Origin of the sequence: Pseudomonas mandelii, from assembly GCF_900106065.1 — a bacterium.
GTDB classification, from domain to species: Bacteria; Pseudomonadota; Gammaproteobacteria; order Pseudomonadales; family Pseudomonadaceae; genus Aquipseudomonas; species Aquipseudomonas mandelii.
Genome location: NZ_LT629796.1, coordinates 4,324,795 through 4,347,970 on the forward strand (window position 1 = coordinate 4,324,795; position 23,176 = coordinate 4,347,970).

At 60.2% G+C, this 23,176-nt stretch carries 22 protein-coding genes and 2 tRNA genes; 16 read left to right on the plus strand and 8 right to left on the minus strand.

Annotated features, from left to right (window positions below; translation table 11 throughout):
* The first annotated feature begins 110 nt into the window (after positions 1-110).
* From cobU to BLU63_RS20085, 8 genes are all read left to right on the plus strand, one after another.
* On the plus strand, positions 111-632 hold the full coding sequence (gene cobU / locus BLU63_RS20055; RefSeq protein WP_083376021.1) for a bifunctional adenosylcobinamide kinase/adenosylcobinamide-phosphate guanylyltransferase: 522 nt from the start codon (positions 111-113) through the stop codon (positions 630-632).
* A complete protein-coding gene (cobT, locus tag BLU63_RS20060; protein ID WP_077749792.1) occupies positions 629-1,684 on the plus strand; it encodes a nicotinate-nucleotide--dimethylbenzimidazole phosphoribosyltransferase in 1,056 nt (351 codons plus the stop codon). The genes cobU and cobT overlap by 4 nt, the downstream gene beginning before the upstream one ends.
* A complete protein-coding gene (cobC, locus tag BLU63_RS20065) occupies positions 1,681-2,256 on the plus strand; it encodes an alpha-ribazole phosphatase family protein (RefSeq protein ID WP_083376022.1) in 576 nt (191 codons plus the stop codon). Before cobT ends, cobC begins: the two co-directional genes overlap by 4 nt.
* Before the next feature lie 2 nt (positions 2,257-2,258).
* Positions 2,259-2,990 (plus strand): adenosylcobinamide-GDP ribazoletransferase, encoded by a 732-nt coding sequence (locus tag BLU63_RS20070; RefSeq protein WP_083376023.1) that lies wholly within the window; start codon positions 2,259-2,261, stop codon positions 2,988-2,990.
* Positions 2,991-3,193: 203 nt separating this feature from the next.
* Positions 3,194-3,598: a MarR family winged helix-turn-helix transcriptional regulator gene (locus BLU63_RS20075; protein ID WP_010456776.1), complete on the plus strand. Its 405-nt coding sequence runs from the start codon at positions 3,194-3,196 to the stop codon at positions 3,596-3,598.
* 52 nt (positions 3,599-3,650) lie between these two features.
* Positions 3,651-4,859 (plus strand): MFS transporter, encoded by a 1,209-nt coding sequence (locus tag BLU63_RS20080; RefSeq protein ID WP_077749795.1) that lies wholly within the window; start codon positions 3,651-3,653, stop codon positions 4,857-4,859.
* On the plus strand, positions 4,856-4,978 hold the full coding sequence (locus BLU63_RS33555) for a hypothetical protein (protein WP_010456772.1): 123 nt from the start codon (positions 4,856-4,858) through the stop codon (positions 4,976-4,978). Before BLU63_RS20080 ends, BLU63_RS33555 begins: the two co-directional genes overlap by 4 nt.
* Before the next feature lie 55 nt (positions 4,979-5,033).
* The gene (locus tag BLU63_RS20085; RefSeq protein ID WP_083376024.1) at positions 5,034-5,585 is read left to right on the plus strand and encodes a glutathione peroxidase; all 552 of its coding nucleotides are present in this window, start codon (positions 5,034-5,036) and stop codon (positions 5,583-5,585) included.
* 90 nt (positions 5,586-5,675) lie between these two features.
* Here BLU63_RS20085 and BLU63_RS20090 read toward each other — a convergent pair whose 3' ends face one another.
* The 3 genes from BLU63_RS20090 to BLU63_RS20100 all read right to left on the minus strand — a co-directional run bounded on the left by BLU63_RS20090 (position 5,676) and on the right by BLU63_RS20100 (position 8,077).
* Positions 5,676-6,947, minus strand: a complete 1,272-nt coding sequence (locus BLU63_RS20090; RefSeq protein WP_010456768.1) for an OmpP1/FadL family transporter — start codon at positions 6,945-6,947, stop codon at positions 5,676-5,678.
* A gap of 145 nt (positions 6,948-7,092) precedes the next feature.
* A complete protein-coding gene (locus BLU63_RS20095) occupies positions 7,093-7,575 on the minus strand; it encodes a hypothetical protein (protein WP_010456766.1) in 483 nt (160 codons plus the stop codon).
* Positions 7,576-7,852: 277 nt separating this feature from the next.
* Positions 7,853-8,077 carry a hypothetical protein gene (locus BLU63_RS20100; protein WP_008031832.1) on the minus strand — a complete coding sequence of 75 codons (225 nt, stop codon included), beginning with the start codon at positions 8,075-8,077 and terminating at the stop codon, positions 7,853-7,855.
* Between the two features lie 940 nt (positions 8,078-9,017).
* Here BLU63_RS20100 and BLU63_RS20110 point away from each other — a divergent pair.
* Both BLU63_RS20110 and rmuC read left to right on the plus strand, forming a co-directional pair.
* Positions 9,018-9,341, plus strand: a complete 324-nt coding sequence (locus tag BLU63_RS20110; protein ID WP_077749798.1) for an SEL1-like repeat protein — start codon at positions 9,018-9,020, stop codon at positions 9,339-9,341.
* 175 nt (positions 9,342-9,516) lie between these two features.
* Positions 9,517-10,881 carry a DNA recombination protein RmuC gene (rmuC, locus tag BLU63_RS20115; RefSeq protein ID WP_167362298.1) on the plus strand — a complete coding sequence of 455 codons (1,365 nt, stop codon included), beginning with the start codon at positions 9,517-9,519 and terminating at the stop codon, positions 10,879-10,881.
* Positions 10,882-11,019: 138 nt separating this feature from the next.
* Here the strand turns inward: rmuC and BLU63_RS20120 are convergent, their stop codons facing one another.
* A complete protein-coding gene (locus tag BLU63_RS20120) occupies positions 11,020-14,490 on the minus strand; it encodes a hybrid sensor histidine kinase/response regulator (RefSeq protein WP_010456763.1) in 3,471 nt (1,156 codons plus the stop codon).
* Between the two features lie 264 nt (positions 14,491-14,754).
* The gene (locus BLU63_RS20125; protein WP_010456762.1) at positions 14,755-15,294 is read right to left on the minus strand and encodes a TetR/AcrR family transcriptional regulator; all 540 of its coding nucleotides are present in this window, start codon (positions 15,292-15,294) and stop codon (positions 14,755-14,757) included.
* Between the two features lie 91 nt (positions 15,295-15,385).
* Here BLU63_RS20125 and BLU63_RS20130 point away from each other — a divergent pair, with 91 nt between their 5' ends.
* The 4 genes from BLU63_RS20130 to BLU63_RS20145 all read left to right on the plus strand — a co-directional run bounded on the left by BLU63_RS20130 (position 15,386) and on the right by BLU63_RS20145 (position 20,163).
* Positions 15,386-16,579, plus strand: a complete 1,194-nt coding sequence (locus tag BLU63_RS20130) for an MFS transporter (protein WP_010456761.1) — start codon at positions 15,386-15,388, stop codon at positions 16,577-16,579.
* 42 nt (positions 16,580-16,621) lie between these two features.
* Positions 16,622-16,933, plus strand: a complete 312-nt coding sequence (locus BLU63_RS20135; RefSeq protein WP_010456760.1) for a cupin domain-containing protein — start codon at positions 16,622-16,624, stop codon at positions 16,931-16,933.
* Between the two features lie 104 nt (positions 16,934-17,037).
* Positions 17,038-18,189: a TDT family transporter gene (locus BLU63_RS20140; protein ID WP_083376026.1), complete on the plus strand. Its 1,152-nt coding sequence runs from the start codon at positions 17,038-17,040 to the stop codon at positions 18,187-18,189.
* Positions 18,190-18,288: 99 nt separating this feature from the next.
* Positions 18,289-20,163: an MFS transporter gene (locus tag BLU63_RS20145; RefSeq protein WP_083376027.1), complete on the plus strand. Its 1,875-nt coding sequence runs from the start codon at positions 18,289-18,291 to the stop codon at positions 20,161-20,163.
* A gap of 124 nt (positions 20,164-20,287) precedes the next feature.
* On the opposite strand, the gene sugE is transcribed toward BLU63_RS20145, so the two are convergent.
* From sugE to rdgC, 3 genes are all read right to left on the minus strand, one after another.
* On the minus strand, positions 20,288-20,602 hold the full coding sequence (gene sugE, locus BLU63_RS20150; RefSeq protein ID WP_010456757.1) for a quaternary ammonium compound efflux SMR transporter SugE: 315 nt from the start codon (positions 20,600-20,602) through the stop codon (positions 20,288-20,290).
* A gap of 119 nt (positions 20,603-20,721) precedes the next feature.
* Positions 20,722-21,687, minus strand: a complete 966-nt coding sequence (locus tag BLU63_RS20155) for a bile acid:sodium symporter family protein (RefSeq protein ID WP_077749803.1) — start codon at positions 21,685-21,687, stop codon at positions 20,722-20,724.
* Positions 21,688-21,832: 145 nt separating this feature from the next.
* Positions 21,833-22,753: a recombination-associated protein RdgC gene (rdgC, locus tag BLU63_RS20160; RefSeq protein ID WP_077749804.1), complete on the minus strand. Its 921-nt coding sequence runs from the start codon at positions 22,751-22,753 to the stop codon at positions 21,833-21,835.
* A 160-nt stretch (positions 22,754-22,913) separates the two neighbouring features.
* On the opposite strand from rdgC, the gene BLU63_RS20165 reads away from it, so the two are divergent.
* Together BLU63_RS20165 and BLU63_RS20170 are read left to right on the plus strand one after the other, a co-directional pair.
* Positions 22,914-22,989 (plus strand) — tRNA-Val (locus BLU63_RS20165).
* 18 nt (positions 22,990-23,007) lie between these two features.
* A tRNA-Asp gene (locus BLU63_RS20170) sits at positions 23,008-23,084 on the plus strand.
* The last annotated feature ends 92 nt before the right edge of the window (positions 23,085-23,176 follow it).

The following is a 23,176-nucleotide window of genomic DNA, read 5'->3' on the forward strand; positions in this document are numbered from 1 at the left end:
TTTCGCGGGTAAGCCTCGCTCCTACAAGGTCAAGAGCGGCTCAGCCCTGTAGGAGCGAGGCTTGTCCGCGAATAGGCCAGCAGCTACACCGCATATTTAAGGAATGAACCATGCTGCAACTGATCCTCGGCGGCGCCCGCTCCGGCAAAAGCCGACTGGCTGAAAAACTTGCGTTAGACAGTCACCTCCAAGTGACTTACATCGCCACCAGCCAACCGCTGGACGGTGAAATGAACGAACGGGTCGCCCATCATCGGGCCCGTCGTCCAGCCGAATGGGCGTTGATCGAAGAGCCAATCGAACTCGCCCGCGTATTGCGCGAAAGCGCCCGCGCCGAGCGTTGCCTGCTGGTGGATTGCCTGACCCTGTGGATGACCAATCTGCTGATGCTCGACGACGCCAAACGTCTCAACGTCGAACGCGAAGCCCTGTTGGACTGCCTGGCCTCCTTGCCGGGTGAAATCATTTTTGTCAGCAACGAGACCGGAATGGGTGTCGTGCCGCTGGGCGAATTGACTCGCCGCTATGTCGATGAAGCCGGTTGGCTGCATCAAGCCCTGGCCGAGCGCTGCCAACGAGTCGTCCTGACCGTCGCCGGCCTGCCCCTGACTTTGAAAGGAACCGCGTTATGACTCAATCCTGGTGGCTGAACCCGTGCAAGCCGATCGACGCGCAAGCCGTCGAGCAGGCGCAGGCACGTCAACAGCAACTGACCAAACCCGCTGGCTCCCTTGGCCGACTGGAATCGGTGGCCGTGCAAATGGCGGGGCTGCAAGGGCAGGTCAAACCGAGTCTCGATCAGCTGTGGATTGCCATTTTTGCCGGCGATCATGGTGTGGTTGCAGAAGGCGTGTCGGCGTTCCCTCAGGAAGTCACCGGGCAGATGCTGCACAACTTCGTCAGCGGCGGTGCAGCGATCAGCGTGTTGGCGCGCCAGCTCGGGGCTTCCCTCGAAGTGGTCGACCTCGGCACGGTAACGCCGTCGTTGAATCTGCCAGGCGTGCGTCACCTCAACATCGGCGCGGGCACCGCCAATTTCGTCGAAAGCCCGGCCATGACGGCTACCCAGGGTGAACTCGCCTTGCAGGCTGGTCGCGACAGCGTGCAACGTGCGGTCGCCAATGGCGCGCAGCTGTTCATCGGCGGCGAGATGGGCATCGGCAACACCACGGCGGCCAGCGCGCTGGCCTGTGCCTTGCTCGATTGCCCGGTGGTGCATCTGGCCGGGCCGGGCACCGGTTTGAACGCGGCGGGGGTCAGCCACAAAGCCCAAGTCATCGAGCGTGCCCTGGCATTACACGGTGCTCAGCGCGGTGATGCGTTGCAAACCCTGTTCAATATCGGCGGTTTTGAGATTGCGGCGCTGGTCGGCGCATATCTGGCGTGCGCCCAGAAGGGTGTTGCGGTGCTGGTGGACGGCTTTATCTGCAGCGTCGCCGCGTTGGTGGCGGTGCGTTTGAACCCTGGCTGCCGCGAATGGCTGTTGTTCGGCCATCGCGGTGCCGAGCCGGGTCATCGTCATGTACTGGAAACCCTCAATGCCGAGCCGCTGTTGGATCTGGGGCTGCGTCTGGGCGAGGGCAGTGGCGCCGCGTTGGCCGTGCCGTTGCTGCGTCTGGCCTGCGATCTTCACGGGCAGATGGCAACCTTCGCCGAAGCGGCGGTGGCGGATCGTCCGGCATGACGTTGCGACTGGATCTTCTGCGCCACGGGGAAACCGAACTCGGCGGCGGTTTGCGCGGTAGCCTCGACGATGCGCTGACCGACAAGGGCTGGGCGCAGATGCGCGCGGCGGTGGTCGAGCAAGGGCCATGGGATCGGTTGATCAGTTCGCCGCTGCAACGATGTGCGCGGTTTGCGCATGAGCTCGGTGCGCAGTTGGAATTGCCTGTGCACCTGGACAAGGATCTGCAAGAACTGCATTTCGGTGCCTGGGAAGGGCAGAGCGCGGCGGCGCTGATGGAGACTGACGCCGAGGGGTTGGGGCTGTTCTGGGCCGATCCGTATGCCTTTACGCCGCCGGAAGGTGAGCCGGTCGAGGATTTCTCAACGCGGGTGCTGGCGGCGGTAGCGCGTCTGCACGCGGCGTATGCGGGTGAACGGATCTTGCTGATCAGTCATGGCGGTGTCATGCGTTTGTTGCTGGCTCAGGCACGTGGTTTGCCCCGTGAGCAGTTGCTGAACGTCGAGGTCGGGCATGGCTCGCTGTTTTCGTTGAGCGTCGAGTCAGGCGTCCTCCTCAAGGAAGCGATCTGACCATGCTGCCCTTCTGGATCGCCCTGCAATTTCTCAGCAGTTTGCCGATTCGTCTGCCAGGCATGCCGGCACCTCAGGAACTGGGTCGGTCGCTGCTGTTTTATCCGCTGGTGGGGCTGCTGTTCGGTGCGCTGTTATGGGCACTGAACTGGCTGCTACTGGGCACGCCTTTGTTACTTCACGCCGCGCTGCTGCTGAGCGTTTGGGTATTGCTCAGCGGCGCGTTGCACCTGGACGGTCTGGCCGATAGCGCCGATGCGTGGCTCGGAGGCTTCGGCGACCGCGAGCGCACGCTGACCATCATGAAAGACCCGCGCAGCGGACCGATTGCGGTGGTGACGCTGGTGTTGGTGTTGCTGCTCAAATTCGCCGCGTTGCTGGCGTTGATCGAGCAGCAGCACAGTCTTTTTCTGATGATCGTTCCGCTGATTGGCCGCAGCGCGATGCTGGGATTGTTCCTGACCACGCCGTATGTGCGTGCCGGCGGGTTGGGGCAGGCGCTGGCGGATCATTTGCCGCGTTTGGCGGGTAAGCGGGTGCTGGCAGTCAGCGCGTTGGCGTGTGTGCTGATCGCAGGGTTCAGTGGTGCCTGGGCGCTTGTGCTGGCGGGGGGGATGTTCGTTTGGTTGCGGCAGGTGATTCTGCGGCGATTGGGCGGCACGACGGGGGATACGGCCGGGGCGATGCTGGAATTGCTGGAGATGGTGGTGCTGGTGGGATGGGCGTTGGTCTGATGGTTTGTGGGCAGGATGTGCCGGCCTCATCGCGAGCAGACTCGCTCCCACGTTGATGGCGTCTTACATAAATTTAACGTCCACTGAAGATCCACTGTGGGAGCGAGCCTGCTCGCGAAGGCGGTCGACCAAGCACCTCGAATATTTATCAATGAACTCATCTGTAACTTGATTTAACACACTCGCGGGTATATACACGCACCATGCTCGATTCCCAATGTTTATGCATCAACCTGCGTCGCGCCGCCCGTGGCGTCAGCAGGCATTACGACGGCGCTCTCGATGGCTTCGGGATCAACGTTGCCCAGTATTCTTTGCTGTGCAATCTGCAGCGTCTGAATGAACCAAGTATTTCCACCCTGGCCGAAGCCATGGGGCTGGACCGCAGCACCCTGGGGCGCAATCTTCGGGTGCTGGAAGGTGAGGGCCTGGTGGCGCTGGTCGAGGGTGAGGACATGCGTAATCGCATCGTCCGGCTGACCGAGGCGGGCGCAGCTCGCCTGGCCGCGGCCTTGCCTGCGTGGGAGGCGGCGCAGCAGCGGCTGGTCGATCGTCTGGGCGCCGAAAAACGCGAAACCTTGTTGCGACTGCTGGACGAACTGGCGTGATGCCGGTTTTTCCGATCTTAAGCGGGTATATACCCGCTACCGGAGAATAAGAATGACCTCGATGTGGCGTACATGCGGTTGGGTGTTGGTGGGGAGTGCGCTGATCCTGGCATTGTCGTTGGGCGTGCGACACGGCTTCGGGCTGTTCCTGGCCCCGATGAGTGCCGAATTCGGCTGGGGGCGTGAGACGTTCGCTTTTGCCATCGCCCTGCAAAACCTGATCTGGGGTCTGGCGCAGCCGTTCACCGGCGCGCTGGCCGATCGCTTTGGCGCGGCGAAAGTGGTGTTCGTCGGCGGTGTGCTGTACGCGTTGGGCCTGGTGTTCATGGGCTTGTCCGACTCGGCGGTGACGTTGTCCCTGAGTGCGGGCCTGTTGATCGGCATCGGCCTGTCGGGCACTTCGTTCTCGGTGATCCTTGGCGTGGTCGGTCGCGCCGTGCCCCCGGAGAAACGCAGCATGGGCATGGGCCTCGCCAGCGCTGCCGGCTCTTTCGGTCAGTTCGCCATGTTGCCCGGTACGCTGGGGCTGATCGGCTGGCTGGGCTGGTCCGCGGCATTGCTGGTCCTGGGCCTGCTGGTAGCGCTGATTATCCCGCTGGTGAGCATGCTCAAGGACAAACCGCTGCCAGTGCTCGGCCATGAACAAACCCTCTCTGAAGCGCTGCGGGAAGCCTGCTCCCATTCGGGGTTCTGGCTGTTGGCGTTCGGCTTTTTTGTCTGCGGTTTCCAGGTGGTGTTCATCGGCGTGCATTTGCCGGCCTATCTGGTGGATCAGCACCTTCCGGCCACAGTGGGCACCACGGTGCTGGCGCTGATCGGGCTGTTCAATATCTTCGGCACCTACACCGCAGGATGGCTCGGCGGTCGCATGTCCAAGCCGCGCTTGCTCACCGGTCTGTACCTGCTGCGGGCGGTGGTGATTGCGCTGTTTCTGTGGGCGCCGGTGACCACGACTACCGCGTACCTGTTCGGCATGGCGATGGGCTTCCTGTGGTTGTCGACCGTGCCATTGACCAACGGCACCGTGGCGACCTTGTTTGGCGTGCGAAACCTGTCCATGCTCGGCGGGATTGTTTTCCTCTTCCACCAGCTCGGTTCGTTCCTCGGCGGCTGGTTGGGTGGCGTGGTGTATGACCGAACCGGGAGCTATGACTTGATCTGGCAAGTAGCGATTCTCTTGAGTCTGTTGGCCGCCGCCCTGAACTGGCCGGTGCGTGAGCAGCCGGTGGCGCGTCTGCAAACCCGGTTGAGTGCGATATGAACCGTCTCTGGCCGCGAGTGGCGGTGGTCGCTGTCGGTGCCTTGCTGCTGGCCTTGGCCTGGTGGGGCTGGCATCAGGGCGGATTGGCACTGATGCAGTTGGGCATGGGCGCTTGCTAGGAACAGGCGAGGGCGAGTAACTTCGTTTGTGACCATTAATCAAGGATGCACTGACATGCTGATGCGCTGGATTGCAGTCCCCGCGTTGCTGGTGGCGTTTACCGGATTGGCACAAGCGGCCGAGTGCCCGGAGCTGTTGCAGGGCTCGTTGCCCAAGCTGCGCGCCAAGGAATCCATCGACCTGTGCCAGCGGTTTGAGGGTAAGCCGCTGGTGGTGGTCAATACCGCAAGCTTCTGTGGCTTTGCCCCACAGTTCAAAAGCCTTGAGGCTCTGAATCAGCGTTACAAGGATCAGGGGCTGGAGGTGATCGGTGTTCCGTCCAATGACTTCAAGCAGGAGTCCAAGGACGGCGCTGAGACCGCCAAGGTCTGCTACGTGAACTATGGGGTGACGTTCACCATGACCGAGCCGCAGAAAGTCCGCGGCGATGACGCGACTCACCTGTTCAGGGTCCTAGCCAAACAGACCAGCGCGCCGAAGTGGAATTTCTACAAATACGTGGTCGATCGCAAAGGCAAGGTGATCGCCAATTTCTCCAGCCTGACCAAGCCCGACGATCCCGAGTTCATTGCCGCGGTGGAAAAAGCCCTGGCCTCGCAACCCTGATTGAACGCCCATGAAAAAGCCCCGCCTCTGTACAAGAGAGCGGGGCTTTTTTGATTCAGGCGGCGAGCGTTTCAGGCTCGCCGGGCTTCATCAGAAGCGGTAGGTCGCGCCTACGCCGAAACCATTCGCATAGTTTTCATACTTGGCGTTGTAGTTCTGGCCACGGTCGTTGCTGTTGGTGACCTTGACCGACTCTTCACGCAGGTACGAGTACGCTACGTCGATGGTCAGGTCGTCGGTCGGGCTCCAGCCGGCGCCCACGCTGAAAATCTTGCGATCGCCCGTCGGGATGCGTGGGGAACGGTCGACGTTGTTGGTCGGCGCCTGGTCGAAGGACAGACCGGTACGCAATACCCATTGCTTGTTCAACTGGTAGGACGCGCCGATGGCGTGAGCCCAGGTGTCGTGCCAGTTCTGTTCTTCGGTGATGGTCCCGAACTGACCGTTCAGGATGGCCGGAACACCTTTGTTATCGACGGTGATTTCTTTCAGGCGGCTCCAGCGCGTCCAGGTGCTGCCTGCGTACAGTGTCCACTGGTCGTCCAGCTTATGAGTCACCGAGAAGTCCACCGATTCAGGCGTGGTCAGGTCCAGCGAGGCGTCGTACTTCTGGCTTGGGTTCTGGCCGACCAGGCCCAGGACGTTGTAGTTGACCTTGGTGTCACCTTCGAGCTTGTACTTCACTTTCGAGTGGTAGGTCAGGCCGACGCGAGTGCTGTCGGTGGCTTGCACCAGAACACCGATGTTGTAGCCCAGTGCGGTGTCGTCACCTTTGATCTTGACCTTGCCGTCCGGTGCGGCCTGGGTGATCGACAGGTTCGATTCCAGGGTGCCGTCGATGCGGTTGATGGTCGGGCCGAAACCGATGGAGACCTTGTCGTTGAAGGCGTAGCTGACAGTCGGTTGCAGGGTGACGATCTTGACTTCGCTTTTGCTGCCGAAGTAACGGCCGGCGAAGCCGTTCTCGTAGTCGGTCACCAGGCCGAATGGCGCGTACATGCCGATACCGAAAGCCCAGTGGTCGTCGATTGGCTTGACATAGTAGCCCATAGGCACGGCGATGAACGGAACCATGTCGCCGTCGTTGCTGCCGCTGTTCGGGCTGGAGCTGGCGTGGCTGATGTCAGTGTGTGCGTCGAGAAATGCAGCACCGCCGGTGACTTGTTCGCGCTTGAGGCGGGACATGCCGGCAGGGTTGCCAAAAATTGTGCTTGCGTCATCGGCAGAGGAAGATCGCCCGGCAAAACCTGTACCCATCCCGCTGATGCTCTGTTCGTTGATGGCGAAGCCACTTGCGAAAATCTGGGTGGATGCCAAGGTAACAGCGAGGCTAAGTGTGGTTTTGAGCATTACTTTTTTCATTATTAGAACTCCTGGTGATCACCGGGGCGAAAATTACCAACATTTTCGTCCCAGCGCTATAGGCTGTATGGCTTGAGTTAGAGCGGTTTTGTAGGACAATCCGACCAGATTCGCGTCCGTTGCGGGATCTTTGGGAATCGGTGGATCAACAGGCGACCTGATTCAGGGGTGAAACACAGGTTTGCCAGGCGTAGGTGAAATCGCGCAGGCGTCCTTGAGGCTGAAAAGTCTGGCGCCAGATTCGGGCCATTCCCAACAAGTCATCCGCGGCGGGGAGGGGAGTGTTCTGTTCTTCTACCAGCAGCCAGGCGATGGCAGTGGCGTAACGCAGGTTGACGATCAATTCCAGGTGAGGCCCGCTGAGAAAGGCATGCTGACTGGCGAGGCCGCGCACGAGGCTCGCGCGCTCCGGGTCCAACGCCAGGTAGTGATCCCAGAGAGCCTGGTGGCGGGGTTCGGCAATTCGGTACAGGCCGTGTCCACGGCGGTCATGCAGGGCGGAACCAAGGGCTGACTGGCTGGCGGCGATGCCCAGCAGAAGGGATTCGGCAGTTGCGCTATGGCGCCCGAGGTAAATCAATGTCGGACGGATCACATAACGGCACAGTTCGCTGGCAGCGATACCCATAAAGCCCTCGAAACATCAAATGGGCGGCGATACCTGAAGGGAGCGTTGGCAGCATGTGGATCGACTCAGGCTCGCCGGAAGCGGATCAAGCCGCTTGAGTTGAAGTGTAGTGTCATATTCGCGCTGTAAAGGCCTGTTTTTAAAATATTTCCGGCTTCGAGTTATAACCGTTATATCGTTTGGAACTTAGTCGAAGGCTGCGCAATGAGAAATATCGGGCAATAAAAAGCCCCGCTTTTTGAGCAGGGCTTTTGAGGTTTTCAGTCTTTCTGGCGTATCAGGCAACCAGTGCCTGACGGGTACGCTCGATCACGGCCTGCAGCGGTTCTGCGCTGGAGTATTGATCGGGGTACAGACGTTCGCTGTGACGAGCGATGCCGTGTTCGTTGACCAGGGTGAAGCTGAAGCAGCCTTTGCGAGCGGCCATGATCAGGCAGTTCATTGGAGCAAAAGCGTTGGTTAGGGTGCGGATTGCATCCTGAGTGTGGATTTGAGTAGTCATGATTGGGTGTTCCTACAAGCGACACGGATAAGAGCCGTGCAAAATTAAAACGTTCCAGTGACGACGACCACCATTGGTCGAACGAAGAACCCGACTGGAACAAAGCAGCCAGTTTGAAGCGCTGATAATTGGCGCGCTTGGGCTGGCAGGTAGGTACTTAGGAGGGCAGGCAACACATCAAGGGCAAAGGTTCTGGGCCCGGGGTGAAGATCCTGATCAATTTGCAGGCTGGTTCGGTCAGAGTAAGTGAGCTTCGCAACACCCTTTGCATTCGATTCAAAGGCAGTGTTGGCGCAAGGTTTACCTGGAAACCATCGAGGTGGTCGATCCCGCTTGTTCGGTAGAGGCTTCCGTTGGGAAGGCTGACCGGGAGGATTTGTTCGACCAGAATTGACTTTCAGCTTGGTACTAACGCCGCGGATAGTAACGAATTGAATGGGCGAAGGGAAGCGTTAAAGCAAAATAATTGCCACGCCCTGCTGACACGCTGGGTAATGGGCCCATTTCCGACCATTGGTCGTCGCTCGGGCAAACGCCTGTAACAAGGGTTTGCCAAGGTTATCCCCAGAAAACGCCTACAAAACGCTCCGAAAAAATGCATCGATATAACTGCCGCGAAGGTACTTGTGCACATAAGTTGCGCAGACTGTAACCGGACTGTCATCCACGCCACGACCCCAGTGGGTGCCTGTATTGAAAATTTAAGTCAATGAAAAACATCGCTTTTTTTTACTGGTGAAAAAATCGTCAGTTTGACTGCGAGCCCCATTCCACAGGGCTTTGCGCGAGTTCAAGGGCGGTTGTCCACTGAGTTATCCACAGCTTCTGTGGATTGTCCCGAGCGCTTGCTCTAGGACGGGCGTGCCGGGTTTTTTTAGGCTTTACCTGTAAGAAAAAAAGAGTAGAGTGGCGCGCCTTCCGATCTGCCCCACAGTGCTTTATGAAGTTTCGCTCCGTATCAGTTTCTGCTACCTCAACACCTCCCAGTGTTACCCCTCCCAAACGCTTTTCGATGCGCGTGGCGGAGTGGCTGCTCGATAGCCCGCGCCTGGGTGAAAACACCAACGTCAAACATTTCGCCGGACGCTTGCTCAAACAGCCTGCCCGTGAAGGCGTGGTGGCCGCGCAAAGTCGTCTAGGCCAGCTGATGTGCCGCGAATGCGGCAATGCCCGTGATCGCCGCATTGGCCAGGATCTGTTGCGCCAGGCGGCGCGGGCAGGGGACCGGCGTGCTCAACAGGAACTGGGCCTGGTCGAAGACTGAGCTGTCCAAGTCCTGATGCCTTGGTTACCCTTCAAGCTTTATCTCATCGGCAGGAGTCGCTATGGCTATGGACTTGACCAGCATTTTGCTGGGTCTGGCGGGTGCCGCACTGCCCTTGCTGGTACTGGCCTGGCAAATCCAGCGTCGGGCGAGCGTGGGGCAAGCCGAGGTGGCTTTGCTGGAAGAGCGTCTGGCCATGTCGCTAATGGCGCAGGACGGCTTGAACGCTCAGCTCGAAGCCTGCCGCGATGAAATCGGTGATCTTGGCCAGGCCAACGCCGCCAAGCAGGCAGAGCTGGCCGCCATGCGCCGTGAAATCGAACTGCTACAGATAGAGCGCGACGATGCCCGCGATGCGGCTCACGCCTGGAACATCGAGCGCGCCGGCAAAGAAGCCGAACTGCGGCGTCTGGACTCTCAAGCGGCCTCGCTCCAGGCCGAGCTGCGTGAGCAGCAGGACAGCCATCAACAACGCCTCAACGACCTGCAAGGCTCGCGTGACGAACTGCGAGCACAGTTCGCCGAACTGGCGGGCAAGATCTTCGACGAGCGCGAGCAGCGTTTCGCCGAAACCAGCCAGCAGCGCCTGGGCCAGTTGCTCGATCCTTTGAAAGAACGCATTCAGTCTTTCGAAAAGCGCGTTGAAGAAAGCTATCAGGCCGAGGCCCGTGAACGGTTTTCCCTGGCCAAAGAGCTGGAACGCCTGCAGCAACTGAATCTGCGCCTGAGCGACGAAGCCACCAACCTCACTCGTGCGTTGAAAGGGCAGAAAACCCAAGGCAACTGGGGCGAGTTGATTCTCGAGCGCGTGCTTGAACACGCCGGGCTGGAAAAGGGTCGTGAGTACCAGACTCAGGTCACTCTCAAGGGGCCGGACGGTGAGCGTTTCCAGCCGGACGTGATCATTTATCTACCGGGCGACAAGCAGGTGGTGGTCGATTCCAAGGTCAGCCTCACGGCCTATCAGCAATACGTGTCGGCCGACGACGAAGCCATCGGCCAGATCGCCATCAAGCAGCACGTGCTGTCGCTGCGCAATCACGTCAAAGGCCTGTCAGGTAAGGATTACAAGCGACTCGACGGCTTGCACAGCCTGGATTTCGTCTTGCTTTTCGTGCCGATCGAAGCGGCGTTCTCCGCTGCGTTGCAGGCTGAGCCGACGCTGTTCCAGGAAGCCTTCGACCGCAACATCGTCATCGTCAGTCCGACCACGTTGCTGGCGACCCTGCGGGTCATCGACAGCCTGTGGAAGCAAGAGCGCCAGAGCCAGAACGCCCGGGAAATTGCCGAGCGCGCCGGGTGGCTGTACGACAAGTTCGTGTTGTTCATCCAGGACCTGGATGAAGTCGGCAATCGCTTGCAGCAACTGGACAAGGCCTACAGCTCTGCGCGCAACAAGCTGACAGAAGGGCGCGGCAACCTGGTCAGTCGCAGTGAGCAGTTGAAGCTGCTGGGAGCGCGCGCCAGCAAGAGCTTGCCGGCTGATCTGCTGGAGCGAGCGATGACCGACGTCGATGGCTTGGCCGAGTTGCCTGAATAGCTGAAAGCATCGCGAGCAGGCTCGCTCCCACAGGGTTTTGTATTGTTCACTCGATGTAGGCAACAACACCGATCCACCGTGGGAGCGAGCCTGCTCGCGAAGGCGTCGGTTCAATCACTACGGGATTAAAACCCGCTCTTACAACGGCAAATGCCGGCTCAACAACGCCCGCAACGCCGCCGGTTTCACCGGTTTGGCCAAGTACTCCAGGCCCGCCGCATGCACCTGGGCCACCGTCTCCGGCCGGCCATCGGCACTGATCACCACCCCCGGCACCGGTTCACCCAGTTGGGTTCGTAACCACGCCATCAACTCGGTCCCGGTCTCGCCATGGTCCAGGTGGTAATCCACCAGCGCCAATTGCGGGCGTACACCGTCCTTCAGCAGCGCCGCACATTCTTCGCGGTTGCGTGCGGTCCAGACCTGGCAACCCCAGCGTGTCAGCAGGCTGTTCATGCCGATCAGGATGCTGTCTTCGTTATCGATACACAGCACCTGCGCGCCGCTCAGCACATGGCCATTGAGCTCGCTGACCTGGGTTGGCGCGACGACTTGAGCCCGCGCCAGCGGCACGCTGACGCTGAACACACTGCCGCGCCCCGGCCAGGACCTTACACGCAAAGTGTGACCCAAAACGCGACACAGCCCGTCGGCAATCGCCAGCCCCAGTCCCAGGCCTTTCTCCGCGCGCGTCTGGTGGCTGTCGAGGCGTTTGAATTCTTCGAAAATCACTAGCTGCTTGTCTTCAGGGATTCCCGGTCCACGGTCCCACACCTCCAGGCACAACTCGCCCTTGCGCCGCCGGACGCCGAGCAGCACGGGCCCCTTGGCGTAGCGGAACGCGTTGGTCAGGAAATTCTGCAGGATCCGACGCAGCAGTTTGATGTCGCTGTCGATCCGTAATGTGCTGCCCCGAACACGGAATTTCAGCCCTTGTTCCTGAGCCAGTGCCTTGAACTCGGCACCGAGCGCATCGAACAACTCGTTGAGCACGAAGGGTTTGGGGTCCGGGTTGATCTTGCCGTTCTCCAAGCGGGAAATATCCAGAAGATCGCTGATCAGGTCCTCGGCCGAGCGCAACGAGCTGTCGAGGTGATGCACCAGTTTCTGCGCCTCGCTGGACAGACCGTCCTCTTGATGGGAAAGCGCGGCGGAGAACAGGCGTGCGGCATTCAGCGGTTGCATCAAGTCATGGCTGACCGCCGCCAGAAAGCGGGTTTTCGACTGGTTGGCCGATTCGGCGGTGCCCTTGGCTTCGGTCAAGGCCACGTTCAGTTGGGACAGTTCGTGGGTCCGCGCGGTGACCCGCTGCTCCAGGCCTTCGTTGGCTTCGGTCAGCGCCTGCTCGGCCTCACGGAACGCGGTGATGTCCGTGAAACTCATGACGAAACCGCCGCCGGGCATCGGGTTGCCGATCAGCTCGATCACACGCCCGTTGGGAAACAGTCTTTCAGAGGTGTGGGCGCGGCCCTGACGCATCCAGTGCAGGCGGCGGGCGACGTGCACTTCGGCTTCACCGGGGCCGCACAGTCCGCGCTCGGCGTTGTAGCGAATGATGTCGGCAATCGGGCGGCCAAGCCTGATCAGCCCGTCGGGGTAATTGAACAGTTCCAGATAACGCCGGTTCCAGGCCACCAGTTTCAGCGACTGGTCGACCACGCTGATGCCTTGAGTGATGTTTTCGATGGCGCCTTGCAACAGGGCGCGGTTGAACTGCAACACTTCCGAGGCTTCGTCGGCGATCCGCACGACATCCTCCAGTTGCATTTCCCGACCTTCGATGGCGGCCTTGACTACCGCTCGCGTCGAAGAAGCGCCGAGTACACCCGCCAGCAAGCGTTCGGTGTGGGCGATCCATTCACCGTCGGCGTTCTGGTTCGGGTTGAAGCCTTTGCCTTGGCGGTAGGCAAAACGGATGAAGCTCTGCCGCGCCCGTTCTTCACCGACGAAGCGTGCGGCCAGTTGCAGCAAGTCGTCGATCTGCACTGCGAGCATCGAGCGGGCGCTGGGGCGCGCGCTGATTTCCTGACCGATGAAACGACCGGCCTGCCAGTGCTCCGACACCCTCGTGCGTGACAGCACCGACACCCAGGCGAACAGCGTGAAGTTGGCCGCCAGCGACAGTACGACGCCTTGGGTCAGCGGGGTGAGCGGCAGGTTCAGCGGGTTGCTGTGCAACCAGGCCAGCCCCGGGAAACTGTTCAAGGACAAACCGAGGCTGTGGGCCGCGATCGGCAGAATCAGGGTGTAGAACCAGAGGAATGTCCCGGCGGCGAGACCGGCGAACACGCCCCGGCGGTTAGCCTGTTTCCAGTACAGCGCGCCGAGCATGGCCGGGGCCAGTTGGGTCACAGCGGCGAAGGCGATCTGGCCGATGGTCGCCAGGCTCGCTGTGGAGCCGAGCAGGCGATAACTGACGTAAGCCAGCAACAGAATCACCACGATGCTGACTCGGCGCACCGACAGCATCCACTGGCGGAACACTTCGAACGGTCGCTCGGCGTTGTTTCGGCGCAGCAGCCACGGCAGCAACATGTCGTTGGAAACCATGGTCGACAGCGCCACGCTGGCGACAATCACCATGCCGGTCGCCGCCGAGGCACCACCGATAAAGGCCAGCATCGCCAGGGCCGGATGGGCTTGGGCCAGTGGCAGGCTGATGACGAAAGAGTCTGGGAGGACCGAGCTGGGCAGCAGCATCTGGCCGGCGAGGGCGATAGGCACGACAAACAGCGCTGCCAGCGCCAGGTAGGCAGGGAACACCCATTTCGCCAGGCGCAAATCCTGAGGGTCGATGTTTTCCACCACCGTCACGTGGAACTGTCGGGGCAGGCAGATGATCGCCATCATGGCCACACCGGTCTGCACCACCATCGATGGCCAGTTGATGGTTTCCTTCCAGTACGCCTCCAGGCGCGGGGCGAGCATGGCCTGGTTGAACAGGTCGTCGAATCCGTCGTACAGGCCATAAGTCACGAACGCGCCGACCGCGAGAAACGCGAACAGCTTGACCAGCGATTCAAAGGCAATCGCCAGCACCATGCCACGGTGGTGTTCCGTGGCGTCGAGGTTGCGGGTACCGAAGACAATGGTGAACAGCGCCAGCACCAGCGACACGATCAGCGCCGTGTCCTGGGCGCGGGTGCCCATGGCGTCGGCACCGGCGCCGATCAGCAGGTTCACCCCGAGGACGATGCCCTTGAGTTGCAGTGCAATGTAGGGCAACACGCCCACCAGGCAGATCAGCGCCACCACCACCGCCAGCGATTGGGATTTGCCATAGCGGGCGGCAATGAAGTCGGCGATGGAGGTGATGTTCTCCTGCTTGCTGATCATCACCATTTTTTGCAGGACCCACGGCGCGCAGACCAGCAGCAGGATCGGCCCGAGGTAGATTGGCAGGAATGACCAGAGTTGCTCGGCGGCCTGGCCGACGGCGCCAAAGAAGGTCCAGCTGGTGCAATAGACCGCCAGCGACAGGCTGTATACCCAGGCGCGCACTCGCGGCGGCAACGGTGTGCTGCGACGGTCGCCGTAAAAGGCGATGGCGAACATGATGGCCATATAGGCCAGGGCGACGGCGGCGATCAGCCCGCTGGACAGCGACATGGGAACTCCCGACAAAAGACACCCGGGACTCCCGCCCGGTCAGACAGTCTCGCACGATGGCCGGGGATAGTCAGTGTCGACCAAGGTCGTGGCGTGGTGGGGTGTCGCAGGGTGTTTGTCAGTTGGATTTTTAGTGTTTGTGCTGACCTCTTCGCGGGCAAGCCTCGCTCCTACAGGTTATGTGTCGTTTACATAATCTGCGAACGACAAAAAAGCCTGTAGGAGCGTGAGATGCGGCGACCCGACTTGCCCGCGAAAACGGCCTCACTGATTCAAAGCAATCTCGATCAACTGATGCAACTCCTCAACCTCCAGCGCCGCCGCGGAAAACAGGATACGAAACACCGTCGGTGCCGCCACCAGGTTGATCAATCGATCAACACTCGGCTTCGGCTGATCCGGGTAACGGTCCAGAATCGTCTGCAACTGCCCGCCAATGATCGTCGTGCAATAGACCGGTGTGAGGCTGCATTGCACGTCGCGAAGCATGTTGCGGCCAGGCTCGGAACTCATCTCGTCCAGGTATTGCTCGGCCCAGGCTCGCACGTCACCGCGCAGGCTGCCGGTATTGGCGGGTTCGCTGTCGGGTTGCATGCGCGCCAGCGCGACGTCTGCCAGCAACACCGACAAATCGCCCCAGCGCCGATAAATGGTCGACGGCGTCACTCCCGCGCGCGCAGCAATTTGCGGGACGGTCACGGTCGAGCGGTCCTGCTCTTCAAGCAGGGCGCGGACAGCCGAATGAATCGACTCTTGCACCCGGGCGCTTCGACCGCCCGGGCGTAAACCTTCTTTAATAGCCATACGGCGGACCTTAACACAAAGAATTTGCTTTAAGCGCGGGGCAGTAGCACACTCCGCAAAAGCAACAAATTAGCTTTTGCGGAGTGTGCGCATGTCCAGCTCGATATCAAACCGTTCCAGCCTGTGGTTCCTGGCGATCACTTTACTGAGTTTTCTCGCCGCTTCCACTGCACCAACGCCCCTGTACCACTTGTATCAGGAACACCTGCAATTTTCGGCGGCGACCCTGACCCTGATCTTCGGCGTCTACGCCATCAGCTTGCTCGCCGCGCTGCTCACGGTCGGTTCGCTCTCGGATTACCTGGGACGCAAACCGGTGATTTTCACCGCTGTGGCGCTGAACATGCTGGCCATGCTGCTATTTATCAATGCCGACAGCGTCGCCTGGTTGATCAGTGCCCGGGTGCTTCAGGGTTTTGCTACCGGGATGGCCACGGCTGCGTTGGGCGCCGCGCTGCTCGACACGGATCGCCAGCAAGGTCCGCTGATCAATAGCGTCGCGCCGCTGCTCGGTATGGCGTTAGGTGCCATGGGTTGTGGTTTGTTGGCCGAGTTCGCGCCGCTGCCACTGCAATTGACCTTCTGGGTGCTGCTCGCGATGTTCGGGTTGCAAGCGCTGTACGTCTGGCGTCTGCCGGAAAGTGTCAGTGCGCAACGTGGCGCATTGGCGTCGCTGCGCCCGACTCTGCATGTGCCCATCCAGGCAAGGCGTGCGTTGTGGCTGGTGTTGCCGATCAACACCGCCGCCTGGGCGCTCGGCGGTTTTTACGCGTCCCTCGCTCCATCCCTTGTGCGGACGGCCACCGGATCGACTTCAAATCTGATTGGCGGTGCGACAGTGGCGGTGCTGACCGTCACCGGCGCGCTGATGATCTACACCTTGCGCAGTCGCCCGGCCGACAAAGTCTTGCGGGTCGGCGCGAGCATTCTGCCCGTCGGTGTGGCGCTGATTTTACTGGCGGTTCACAGCGCCAGCCTGCCGTTGTTTTTCATCGGGACGCTGGTCGCCGGTTGCGGTTTTGGCGCGAGTTTCCTCGGCGCGTTGCGCAGTGTCGTGCCGCTAGCCTTGCCTCATGAGCGGGCCGGGTTGATGTCGGCGTTTTATGTGCTCAGTTATCTGGCGTTCTGCCTGCCGTCGTTGCTGGCGGGGAATCTGACGCGGGCCTTTGGGCTGGTGACCACGACTGATGGTTATGGCGCGGTGCTGATTATCCTGGCGGTCAGTGCTCTGCCTGCGTTGATGCGTCAACAGCCTGCCAAAGTCTGTGGCGCCGATGCTCGATGACCGCTAGCCTTGGCGTCGCCACCCATTTCAACGGACCACCCGATGAAGATCATCCGCAGCAAATCCTTCACTGCTGACCGCGCCTGGGGCGCCTTGGATATCGCCAACATGAACGGCATCACCACCCGTTTGCACTGGACCGATCAGCCGTATAAATGGCACGTCAACGATGGGCAGGAAGTGTTCGTCGTACTCGATGGCCAAGTGCAGATGCGCTATCGCGAAGACGGCGTTGAAAAGGACACGCTGCTCGACATCGGCGACATTTTCTACGCCTCGGTGGGCACCGAACACGTTGCCCATCCACAAGGTGCGGCGCGGATCCTGGTGATCGAGACGGAAGGTAGCGTCTGACGCATATCTACAAAACAGATAACAGTTAGAGATATTACCCGTTATATAGATATTCGATTCGGATCTACCATGGATTCCACCTCACAAGAGGAGAGGAATTCACCATGACATGCCCCAACAGCACCACCCTCGGTTCAAGACCGTTCAGCCATTTGCAGCACCCGCTTGAGGCGATTCGCCAATTCACGCCCAACTGGTTCGCCGCAACCATGGGCACGGGCGTGCTGGCATTGGCGCTGGCGCAATTGCCCGTCGCCATACCCGGACTGAAGGCGGTGGCCGAAGGTCTCTGGCTGCTCAATATCTGCTTGTTCGTATTATTCACCGCCGCGTACACGGCACGCTGGGTGCTGTTCTTCGATGAGGCTCGGCGGATCTTCGGTCACTCCACGGTCTCGATGTTCTTCGGCACCATCCCCATGGGGTTGGCGACCATCATCAATGGCTTCCTGGTGTTCGGCTTGCCGCGCTGGGGCGATGGAGTGATTCATGTCGCCGAGGTGCTGTGGTGGCTCGATGTGGTCATGTCGCTGGCCTGCGGTGTGCTGATTCCCTACATGATGTTCACCCGTCAGGAGCACAGCATCGACCAGATGACAGCGGTCTGGCTGTTGCCTGTGGTCGCGGCGGAAGTGGCGGCCGCCAGTGGGGGCCTGTTGGCACCGCACTTGACCGATGCCCATTCGCAACTGGTGGTGCTGACAACCAGCTACGTGCTGTGGGCCTTTTCCCTGCCGGTGGCGTTCAGCATTCTGACGATTCTGTTGCTGCGCATGGCGCTGCATAAACTGCCGCACGAAAACATGGCCGCCTCCAGCTGGCTGGCGCTGGGGCCGATCGGCACCGGGGCGTTGGGCATGTTACTGCTGGGCGCCGATGCGCCGGCCATCTTTGCGGCCAACGGCCTGCCGGGCATCGGTGAAATTGCAGCCGGGTTGGGCCTGGTGGCCGGGATCACGCTGTGGGGCTTCGGCTTCTGGTGGATGCTGATGGCGGTGCTGATCACCGTGCGTTACCTGCGCGACGGTATCCCGTTCAACCTGGGCTGGTGGGGCTTCACCTTCCCGCTGGGCGTCTATTCTCTGACGACGTTGAAACTGGGCAGCACCTTGAACCTGGCGTTTTTCAATGTCTTTGGCTGCGTGCTGGTGGCGATGCTGGCGGTGATGTGGCTGATTGTCTCCAAACGCACAGTGCAGGGCGCGTGGCGGGGTGAGTTGTTTGTCTCGCCGTGCATTGCAGGATTAAAGAAATAAGCCGCAAAGATTAGGTAATGTGTGGCCTGGATCGACGTTCGACATTCCAATAGCAAATCGCCAAGCCACTCTTTACCCAATCTCAGGGACCCATGGAAGATGAGCCACCCCTCACAGTTCACCTTGCTTCGCACCCGGCGCTTCCTGCCGTTCTTTGTCACGCAGTCCCTCGGGGCGTTCAACGACAACATCTTCAAGCAGTCGTTGATCCTCGCCATTCTGTACAAGCTGACCATCGACGGTGACCGTTCGATCTGGGTCAACCTGTGCGCGTTGCTGTTTATCCTGCCGTTCTTTCTGTTCTCGGCGCTGGCCGGCCAGTTCGGGGAAAAGTTCGCCAAGGACGCGCTGATTCGACTGATCAAGCTCGGGGAAATCGCCATCATGGCGGTCGGCGCCGTGGGTTTCCTGTTCGATCACCTGTCGCTGATGCTGGTGGCGCTGTTTGCCATGGGCACGCACTCGGCGCTGTTCGGGCCGGTGAAATATTCGATCCTGCCCCAGGCGCTGCGTGAAGAAGAGTTGGTGGGCGGCAACGGGCTGGTGGAAATGGGCACGTTCCTGGCGATCCTCGCCGGGACTATCGGCGCCGGGATCATGATGTCGTCCAGTCATTACGCGCCCATCGTGTCCACCGCGATCATCGCTGTCGCGGTGCTCGGCTACCTGGCCAGTCGCAGCATTCCAAGGGCGGCGGCCTCGTCGCCGCAAATGCGCCTGAACTGGAACATCTTCAGCCAATCCTGGGCCACTTTGAAGCTGGGCCTGGGGCAAACGCCTGCGGTGTCGCGTTCCATCGTCGGCAACTCGTGGTTCTGGTTTGTCGGGGCGATTTATCTGACGCAGATCCCGGCGTATGCCAAGGAATGGATGCACGGCGACGAGACCGTGGTGACGCTGATTCTGACGGTGTTCTCGGTGGGCATCGCCCTCGGTTCGATGCTCTGCGAGAGGCTCTCCGGACGCAAAGTCGAGATTGGCCTGGTGCCGTTCGGCTCGTTTGGCCTGACGGTCTTTGGCTTGCTGCTGTGGTGGCATTCCGGCGGTATCCCAGACAGCGTTGCCGGCCACGGCTGGATCGAAATCCTTGGTTTTGGTCACGCCTGGCTGGTGCTGATCGACATTCTGGGCCTGGGGATTTTCGGCGGTTTCTACATTGTGCCGCTGTATGCGCTGATTCAGTCGCGCACCCCCGAGAACGAGCGGGCGCGGGTGATTGCCGCCAACAACATTCTCAACGCACTGTTCATGGTGGTGTCGGCGATTGTCTCGATCGTGCTCCTGAGCATGGTCGAGCTGTCGATTCCGCAGCTGTTTCTGGTGGTGTCGCTGCTGAACATCGGCGTCAACGCCTACATCTTCAGCATCGTGCCTGAGTTCACCATGCGTTTCCTGATCTGGCTGCTCAGCCATTCGATGTACCGCGTGGAGCATCGAAATCTCGATTTGATCCCGGATGAAGGCGCGGCATTACTGGTCTGCAACCATGTTTCGTTTGTGGATGCGTTGCTGATTGGCGGTGCGGTGCGTCGGCCGATTCGCTTTGTCATGTACTACAAGATCTACAACTTGCCGGTGCTGAACTTTATCTTTCGCACGGCAGGGACGATTCCGATTGCGGGGCGCCAGGAAGACATTCAAATCTACGAAAAAGCCTTCACGCGTATCGCTCAATACCTGAAGGACGGTGAACTGGTGTGCATCTTCCCGGAAGGCAAGTTGACCGCTGACGGGGAGATGAGTGAGTTCAAGGGCGGGCTGATGCGCATTCTCGAAGAGACGCCGGTGCCGGTGATTCCACTGGCGTTGCAAGGGTTGTGGGGGAGTTTCTTCAGCCGCGATCCGGGCAAGGGCTTGTTTCGTCGGTTGTGGTCGCGGGTGACGTTGGTGGCGGGGCCGGCGGTGGCGGTTGAGGCGGCGGAGCCGGCGACGTTGCAGGCGATGGTCGGGGATTTGCGTGGGGCCGTTAGATAGTCGGTGACTGTGAGGGCCTCTTCGCGGGCAAGCCTCGCTCCTGCGGGGTTTGTGGCATATCCATCATTCGGGATGCGCCAGAAACCCTGCAGGAAAGAGGCTGCCCGCGAAGGCCATCTAAAGGTCAGGCGCTGACCTTGAGCCCAATCAACCCGGCAATAATCAACGCCACACTGGCCAGCCTGAACAGCGCCATGGATTCACCAAACAAAATGATCCCGGCGATCACCGTGCCCACCGCACCCACACCGGTCCAGATCGCATAGGCCGTGCCCAGCGGCAATTCCTTCATGGCAAGGCCCAGCAAGCCAAGGCTGATCGCCATGGCGGCAACGGTCAATGCGGTGGGGAGAGGGCGGCTGAAACCATCGGTGTATTTCAGGCCGACGGCCCAGCCGACTTCGAACAGGCCGGCGAAAAACAGAATGATCCAGGACATGAAAGACCTCCATCGATTGACGGGGTCGTCCCCAGATTAATGACTCGATCGAGCCGCGAGGTCGTCCTCGCGTTGCGCCATAGAGTGCCCATCATTAACCCGGGGATCAAGTTTGCGGATTACTCGGCCGCTTGCTGAACTGCGGTTTCCCGGTCTTGTTTTTCGCTCATGCGACGGAAATACGTCGAGAGCAACGCCCCCGAAATGTTGTGCCAGACGCTGAACAGCGCACTAGGCACCGCCGCCAGTGGCGAGAAGTGCGCACTGGCCAACGCAGCACCGAGGCCGGAGTTCTGCATGCCGACTTCCAGCGCCAGGGATTTGCGTTGGGCCAGCGGCAACTTGAACAGGCGCCCGGTGAAGTAACCCAGCAGATAACCGAAGCTGTTGTGCAGCATCACCACAGCCATGATCAGCAGGCCGGACTCGGCAATCTTCGCCTGGCTGGCGGCCACGACGGCGGTGACGATGATCACGATGCTCACCACCGAAATCAGGGGCAATACTTCCACCGCATGACGCACCCGGCTGCCGAGCAAACGCTGGGCAACCACACCCAGCACGATCGGCAACAGCACCACTTGCAGGATCGACCAGAACAGCTCCATGAAGGACACCGGCAGCCACGCCGAGGCCAGCAGCCAGATCAGCGCCGGGGTCAGCAGCGGAGCGAGGAGGGTGGTGACGGCGGCGATGGCCACCGACAGCGCCAGGTCGCCGCGCGCCAGCCAGGTCATCACGTTCGACGAGGTGCCGCTTGGGCAGCAGCCGACCAGGATCACGCCGACGGCGATTTCCGGTGGCAGGTGAAACGCCTGGCAGAGCAACCACGCCACGCCGGGCATGATCACGAAATGTGCAACCACGCCCAGCGCCACGCGCCACGGATGGCGAGCGACTTCGGCGAAGTCTTCGAGTTTGAGTGTCAGGCCCATGCCGAACATCACCAGGCCCAGCAGCGGCACGATCGCGCCTTTCAGGCCGATAAACCACGTCGGCTGCAAGAACGCCACGACCGCGAAAATCAATACCCAGTAAGCGAAGGTGTTGCCGACAAAACGACTCAATGCAGCGAGGGCGCGCATGGCCTGATCCTTATTATTAAGTAACACCACAAAAACCAATGTGGGAGCGAGCCTGCTCGCGAATGCGGTGTATCAGTCGACATAAATGCCGACTGTCACAACGCCTTCGCGAGCAGGCTTGCTCCCACAGTGATATCACACGCTTTTAGATCCCTTGCGGAAGCTCTTCACCGCCCAACGCTTCAACCAGGGCCGGCAGGAAGTCGCCGAAGGTCAGCATCATCAAGGTGAAGCTGGCGTCCAGCTGGCCGAGGGCTTCTTCGCCGCCGTCCTGTTCCGCCTGGTCTTGCAACAGGTCTTCGAACTTCAGGCGCTTGACCACCATCTTGTCGTCGAGGACGAAAGACAGCTTGTCTTGCCAGGCCAGCGACAGCTGAGTCACCACTTTGCCGGTGCTCAAGTGCAACTGGATTTCTTCGCTGGTCAGGTCCTGACGCTTGCAACGCACGATGCCGCCGTCTTCGTGGGTGTCGCGCAGTTCGCACTCGTCCAGCACAAAGAAGTCGTCCGCGGCTTTCTGGGTGGTGACCCATTCGGTCATGGTCGCGGTTGGCGACATTTTAACGGTCAGCGGACGTACCGGCAGTGTGCCGATCACTTCGCGCAGGGTCGACAGCAGGTCTTCGGCGCGTTTCGGGCTGGCCGAGTTGACCAGGATCAGGCCTTGTTTCGGCGCGATGGCGGCGAAGGTCGACGAGCGACGGATAAAGGCACGCGGCAGGAACGCCTGGATGATTTCATCCTTGATCTGGTCGCGTTCCTTTTTGTAGACCTTGCGCATTTGTTCGGCTTCGATCTCTTCGACCTTTTCCTTCACAGCGTCACGCACGACGCTGCCCGGCAAGATGCGCTCTTCCTTACGGGCGGAGATCAGCAGGAAGTCGCCGCTGACGTGCACCAGGGGGGCATCTTCGCCTTTGCCGAAGGGCGCGACGAAACCATAGGTGGTCAACTCCTGGCTTGCACATGAACGCGCCAGTTTGGTGGCCAGTGCAGTTTCCAACGCCTCGGCATCAAAAGGCAGATCTTGGGTCAGGCGATAGATAAGCAGGTTTTTGAACCACATGGGGCGAGTCTCTCCTTTATACAAAGGGGGGCATTATTCTCTTAGCGAAGCCATAGGCCAACCCTTCTCTAAGCCTTTGGAAGGCCTGCAAAAATTATTGTAAAAAGTGCTTGCCAGAGGTTGGGTCGCTCCGTAGAATGCGCGCCACACCGAAAGTGAAGGGTGATTAGCTCAGCTGGGAGAGCGTCTGCCTTACAAGCAGAATGTCGGCGGTTCGATCCCGTCATCACCCACCATTCGCTTTAGTGTTACGCGCAGCGGTAGTTCAGTCGGTTAGAATACCGGCCTGTCACGCCGGGGGTCGCGGGTTCGAGTCCCGTCCGCTGCGCCATATTCGGTAACCTGGAATGCTGAACGCCAGGTCACCACGGAAAAGCCCGCTCAATGCGGGTTTTTTTCTGTCTGTTGTTCCTGCGGAATGTG

Excerpts from the sequence above, each read along its gene's own strand:
- cobU (WP_083376021.1), top strand. The coding sequence starts at position 111 with ATGCTGCAACTGATCCTCGGCGGCGCCCGCTCCGGCAAAAGCCGACTG.
- cobT (WP_077749792.1), top strand. The coding sequence starts at position 629 with ATGACTCAATCCTGGTGGCTGAACCCGTGCAAGCCGATCGACGCGCAA.
- cobC (WP_083376022.1), top strand. The coding sequence starts at position 1,681 with ATGACGTTGCGACTGGATCTTCTGCGCCACGGGGAAACCGAACTCGGC.
- BLU63_RS20070 (WP_083376023.1), top strand. The coding sequence starts at position 2,259 with ATGCTGCCCTTCTGGATCGCCCTGCAATTTCTCAGCAGTTTGCCGATT.
- BLU63_RS20075 (WP_010456776.1), top strand. The coding sequence starts at position 3,194 with ATGCTCGATTCCCAATGTTTATGCATCAACCTGCGTCGCGCCGCCCGT.
- BLU63_RS20080 (WP_077749795.1), top strand. The coding sequence starts at position 3,651 with ATGACCTCGATGTGGCGTACATGCGGTTGGGTGTTGGTGGGGAGTGCG.
- BLU63_RS33555 (WP_010456772.1), top strand. The coding sequence starts at position 4,856 with ATGAACCGTCTCTGGCCGCGAGTGGCGGTGGTCGCTGTCGGTGCCTTG.
- BLU63_RS20085 (WP_083376024.1), top strand. The coding sequence starts at position 5,034 with ATGCTGATGCGCTGGATTGCAGTCCCCGCGTTGCTGGTGGCGTTTACC.
- BLU63_RS20090 (WP_010456768.1), bottom strand. The coding sequence starts at position 6,947 with ATGAAAAAAGTAATGCTCAAAACCACACTTAGCCTCGCTGTTACCTTG.
- BLU63_RS20095 (WP_010456766.1), bottom strand. The coding sequence starts at position 7,575 with ATGGGTATCGCTGCCAGCGAACTGTGCCGTTATGTGATCCGTCCGACA.
- BLU63_RS20100 (WP_008031832.1), bottom strand. The coding sequence starts at position 8,077 with ATGACTACTCAAATCCACACTCAGGATGCAATCCGCACCCTAACCAAC.
- BLU63_RS20110 (WP_077749798.1), top strand. The coding sequence starts at position 9,018 with ATGAAGTTTCGCTCCGTATCAGTTTCTGCTACCTCAACACCTCCCAGT.
- BLU63_RS20120 (WP_010456763.1), bottom strand. The coding sequence starts at position 14,490 with ATGTCGCTGTCCAGCGGGCTGATCGCCGCCGTCGCCCTGGCCTATATG.
- BLU63_RS20125 (WP_010456762.1), bottom strand. The coding sequence starts at position 15,294 with ATGGCTATTAAAGAAGGTTTACGCCCGGGCGGTCGAAGCGCCCGGGTG.
- BLU63_RS20130 (WP_010456761.1), top strand. The coding sequence starts at position 15,386 with ATGTCCAGCTCGATATCAAACCGTTCCAGCCTGTGGTTCCTGGCGATC.
- BLU63_RS20135 (WP_010456760.1), top strand. The coding sequence starts at position 16,622 with ATGAAGATCATCCGCAGCAAATCCTTCACTGCTGACCGCGCCTGGGGC.
- BLU63_RS20140 (WP_083376026.1), top strand. The coding sequence starts at position 17,038 with ATGACATGCCCCAACAGCACCACCCTCGGTTCAAGACCGTTCAGCCAT.
- BLU63_RS20145 (WP_083376027.1), top strand. The coding sequence starts at position 18,289 with ATGAGCCACCCCTCACAGTTCACCTTGCTTCGCACCCGGCGCTTCCTG.
- sugE (WP_010456757.1), bottom strand. The coding sequence starts at position 20,602 with ATGTCCTGGATCATTCTGTTTTTCGCCGGCCTGTTCGAAGTCGGCTGG.
- BLU63_RS20155 (WP_077749803.1), bottom strand. The coding sequence starts at position 21,687 with ATGCGCGCCCTCGCTGCATTGAGTCGTTTTGTCGGCAACACCTTCGCT.
- rdgC (WP_077749804.1), bottom strand. The coding sequence starts at position 22,753 with ATGTGGTTCAAAAACCTGCTTATCTATCGCCTGACCCAAGATCTGCCT.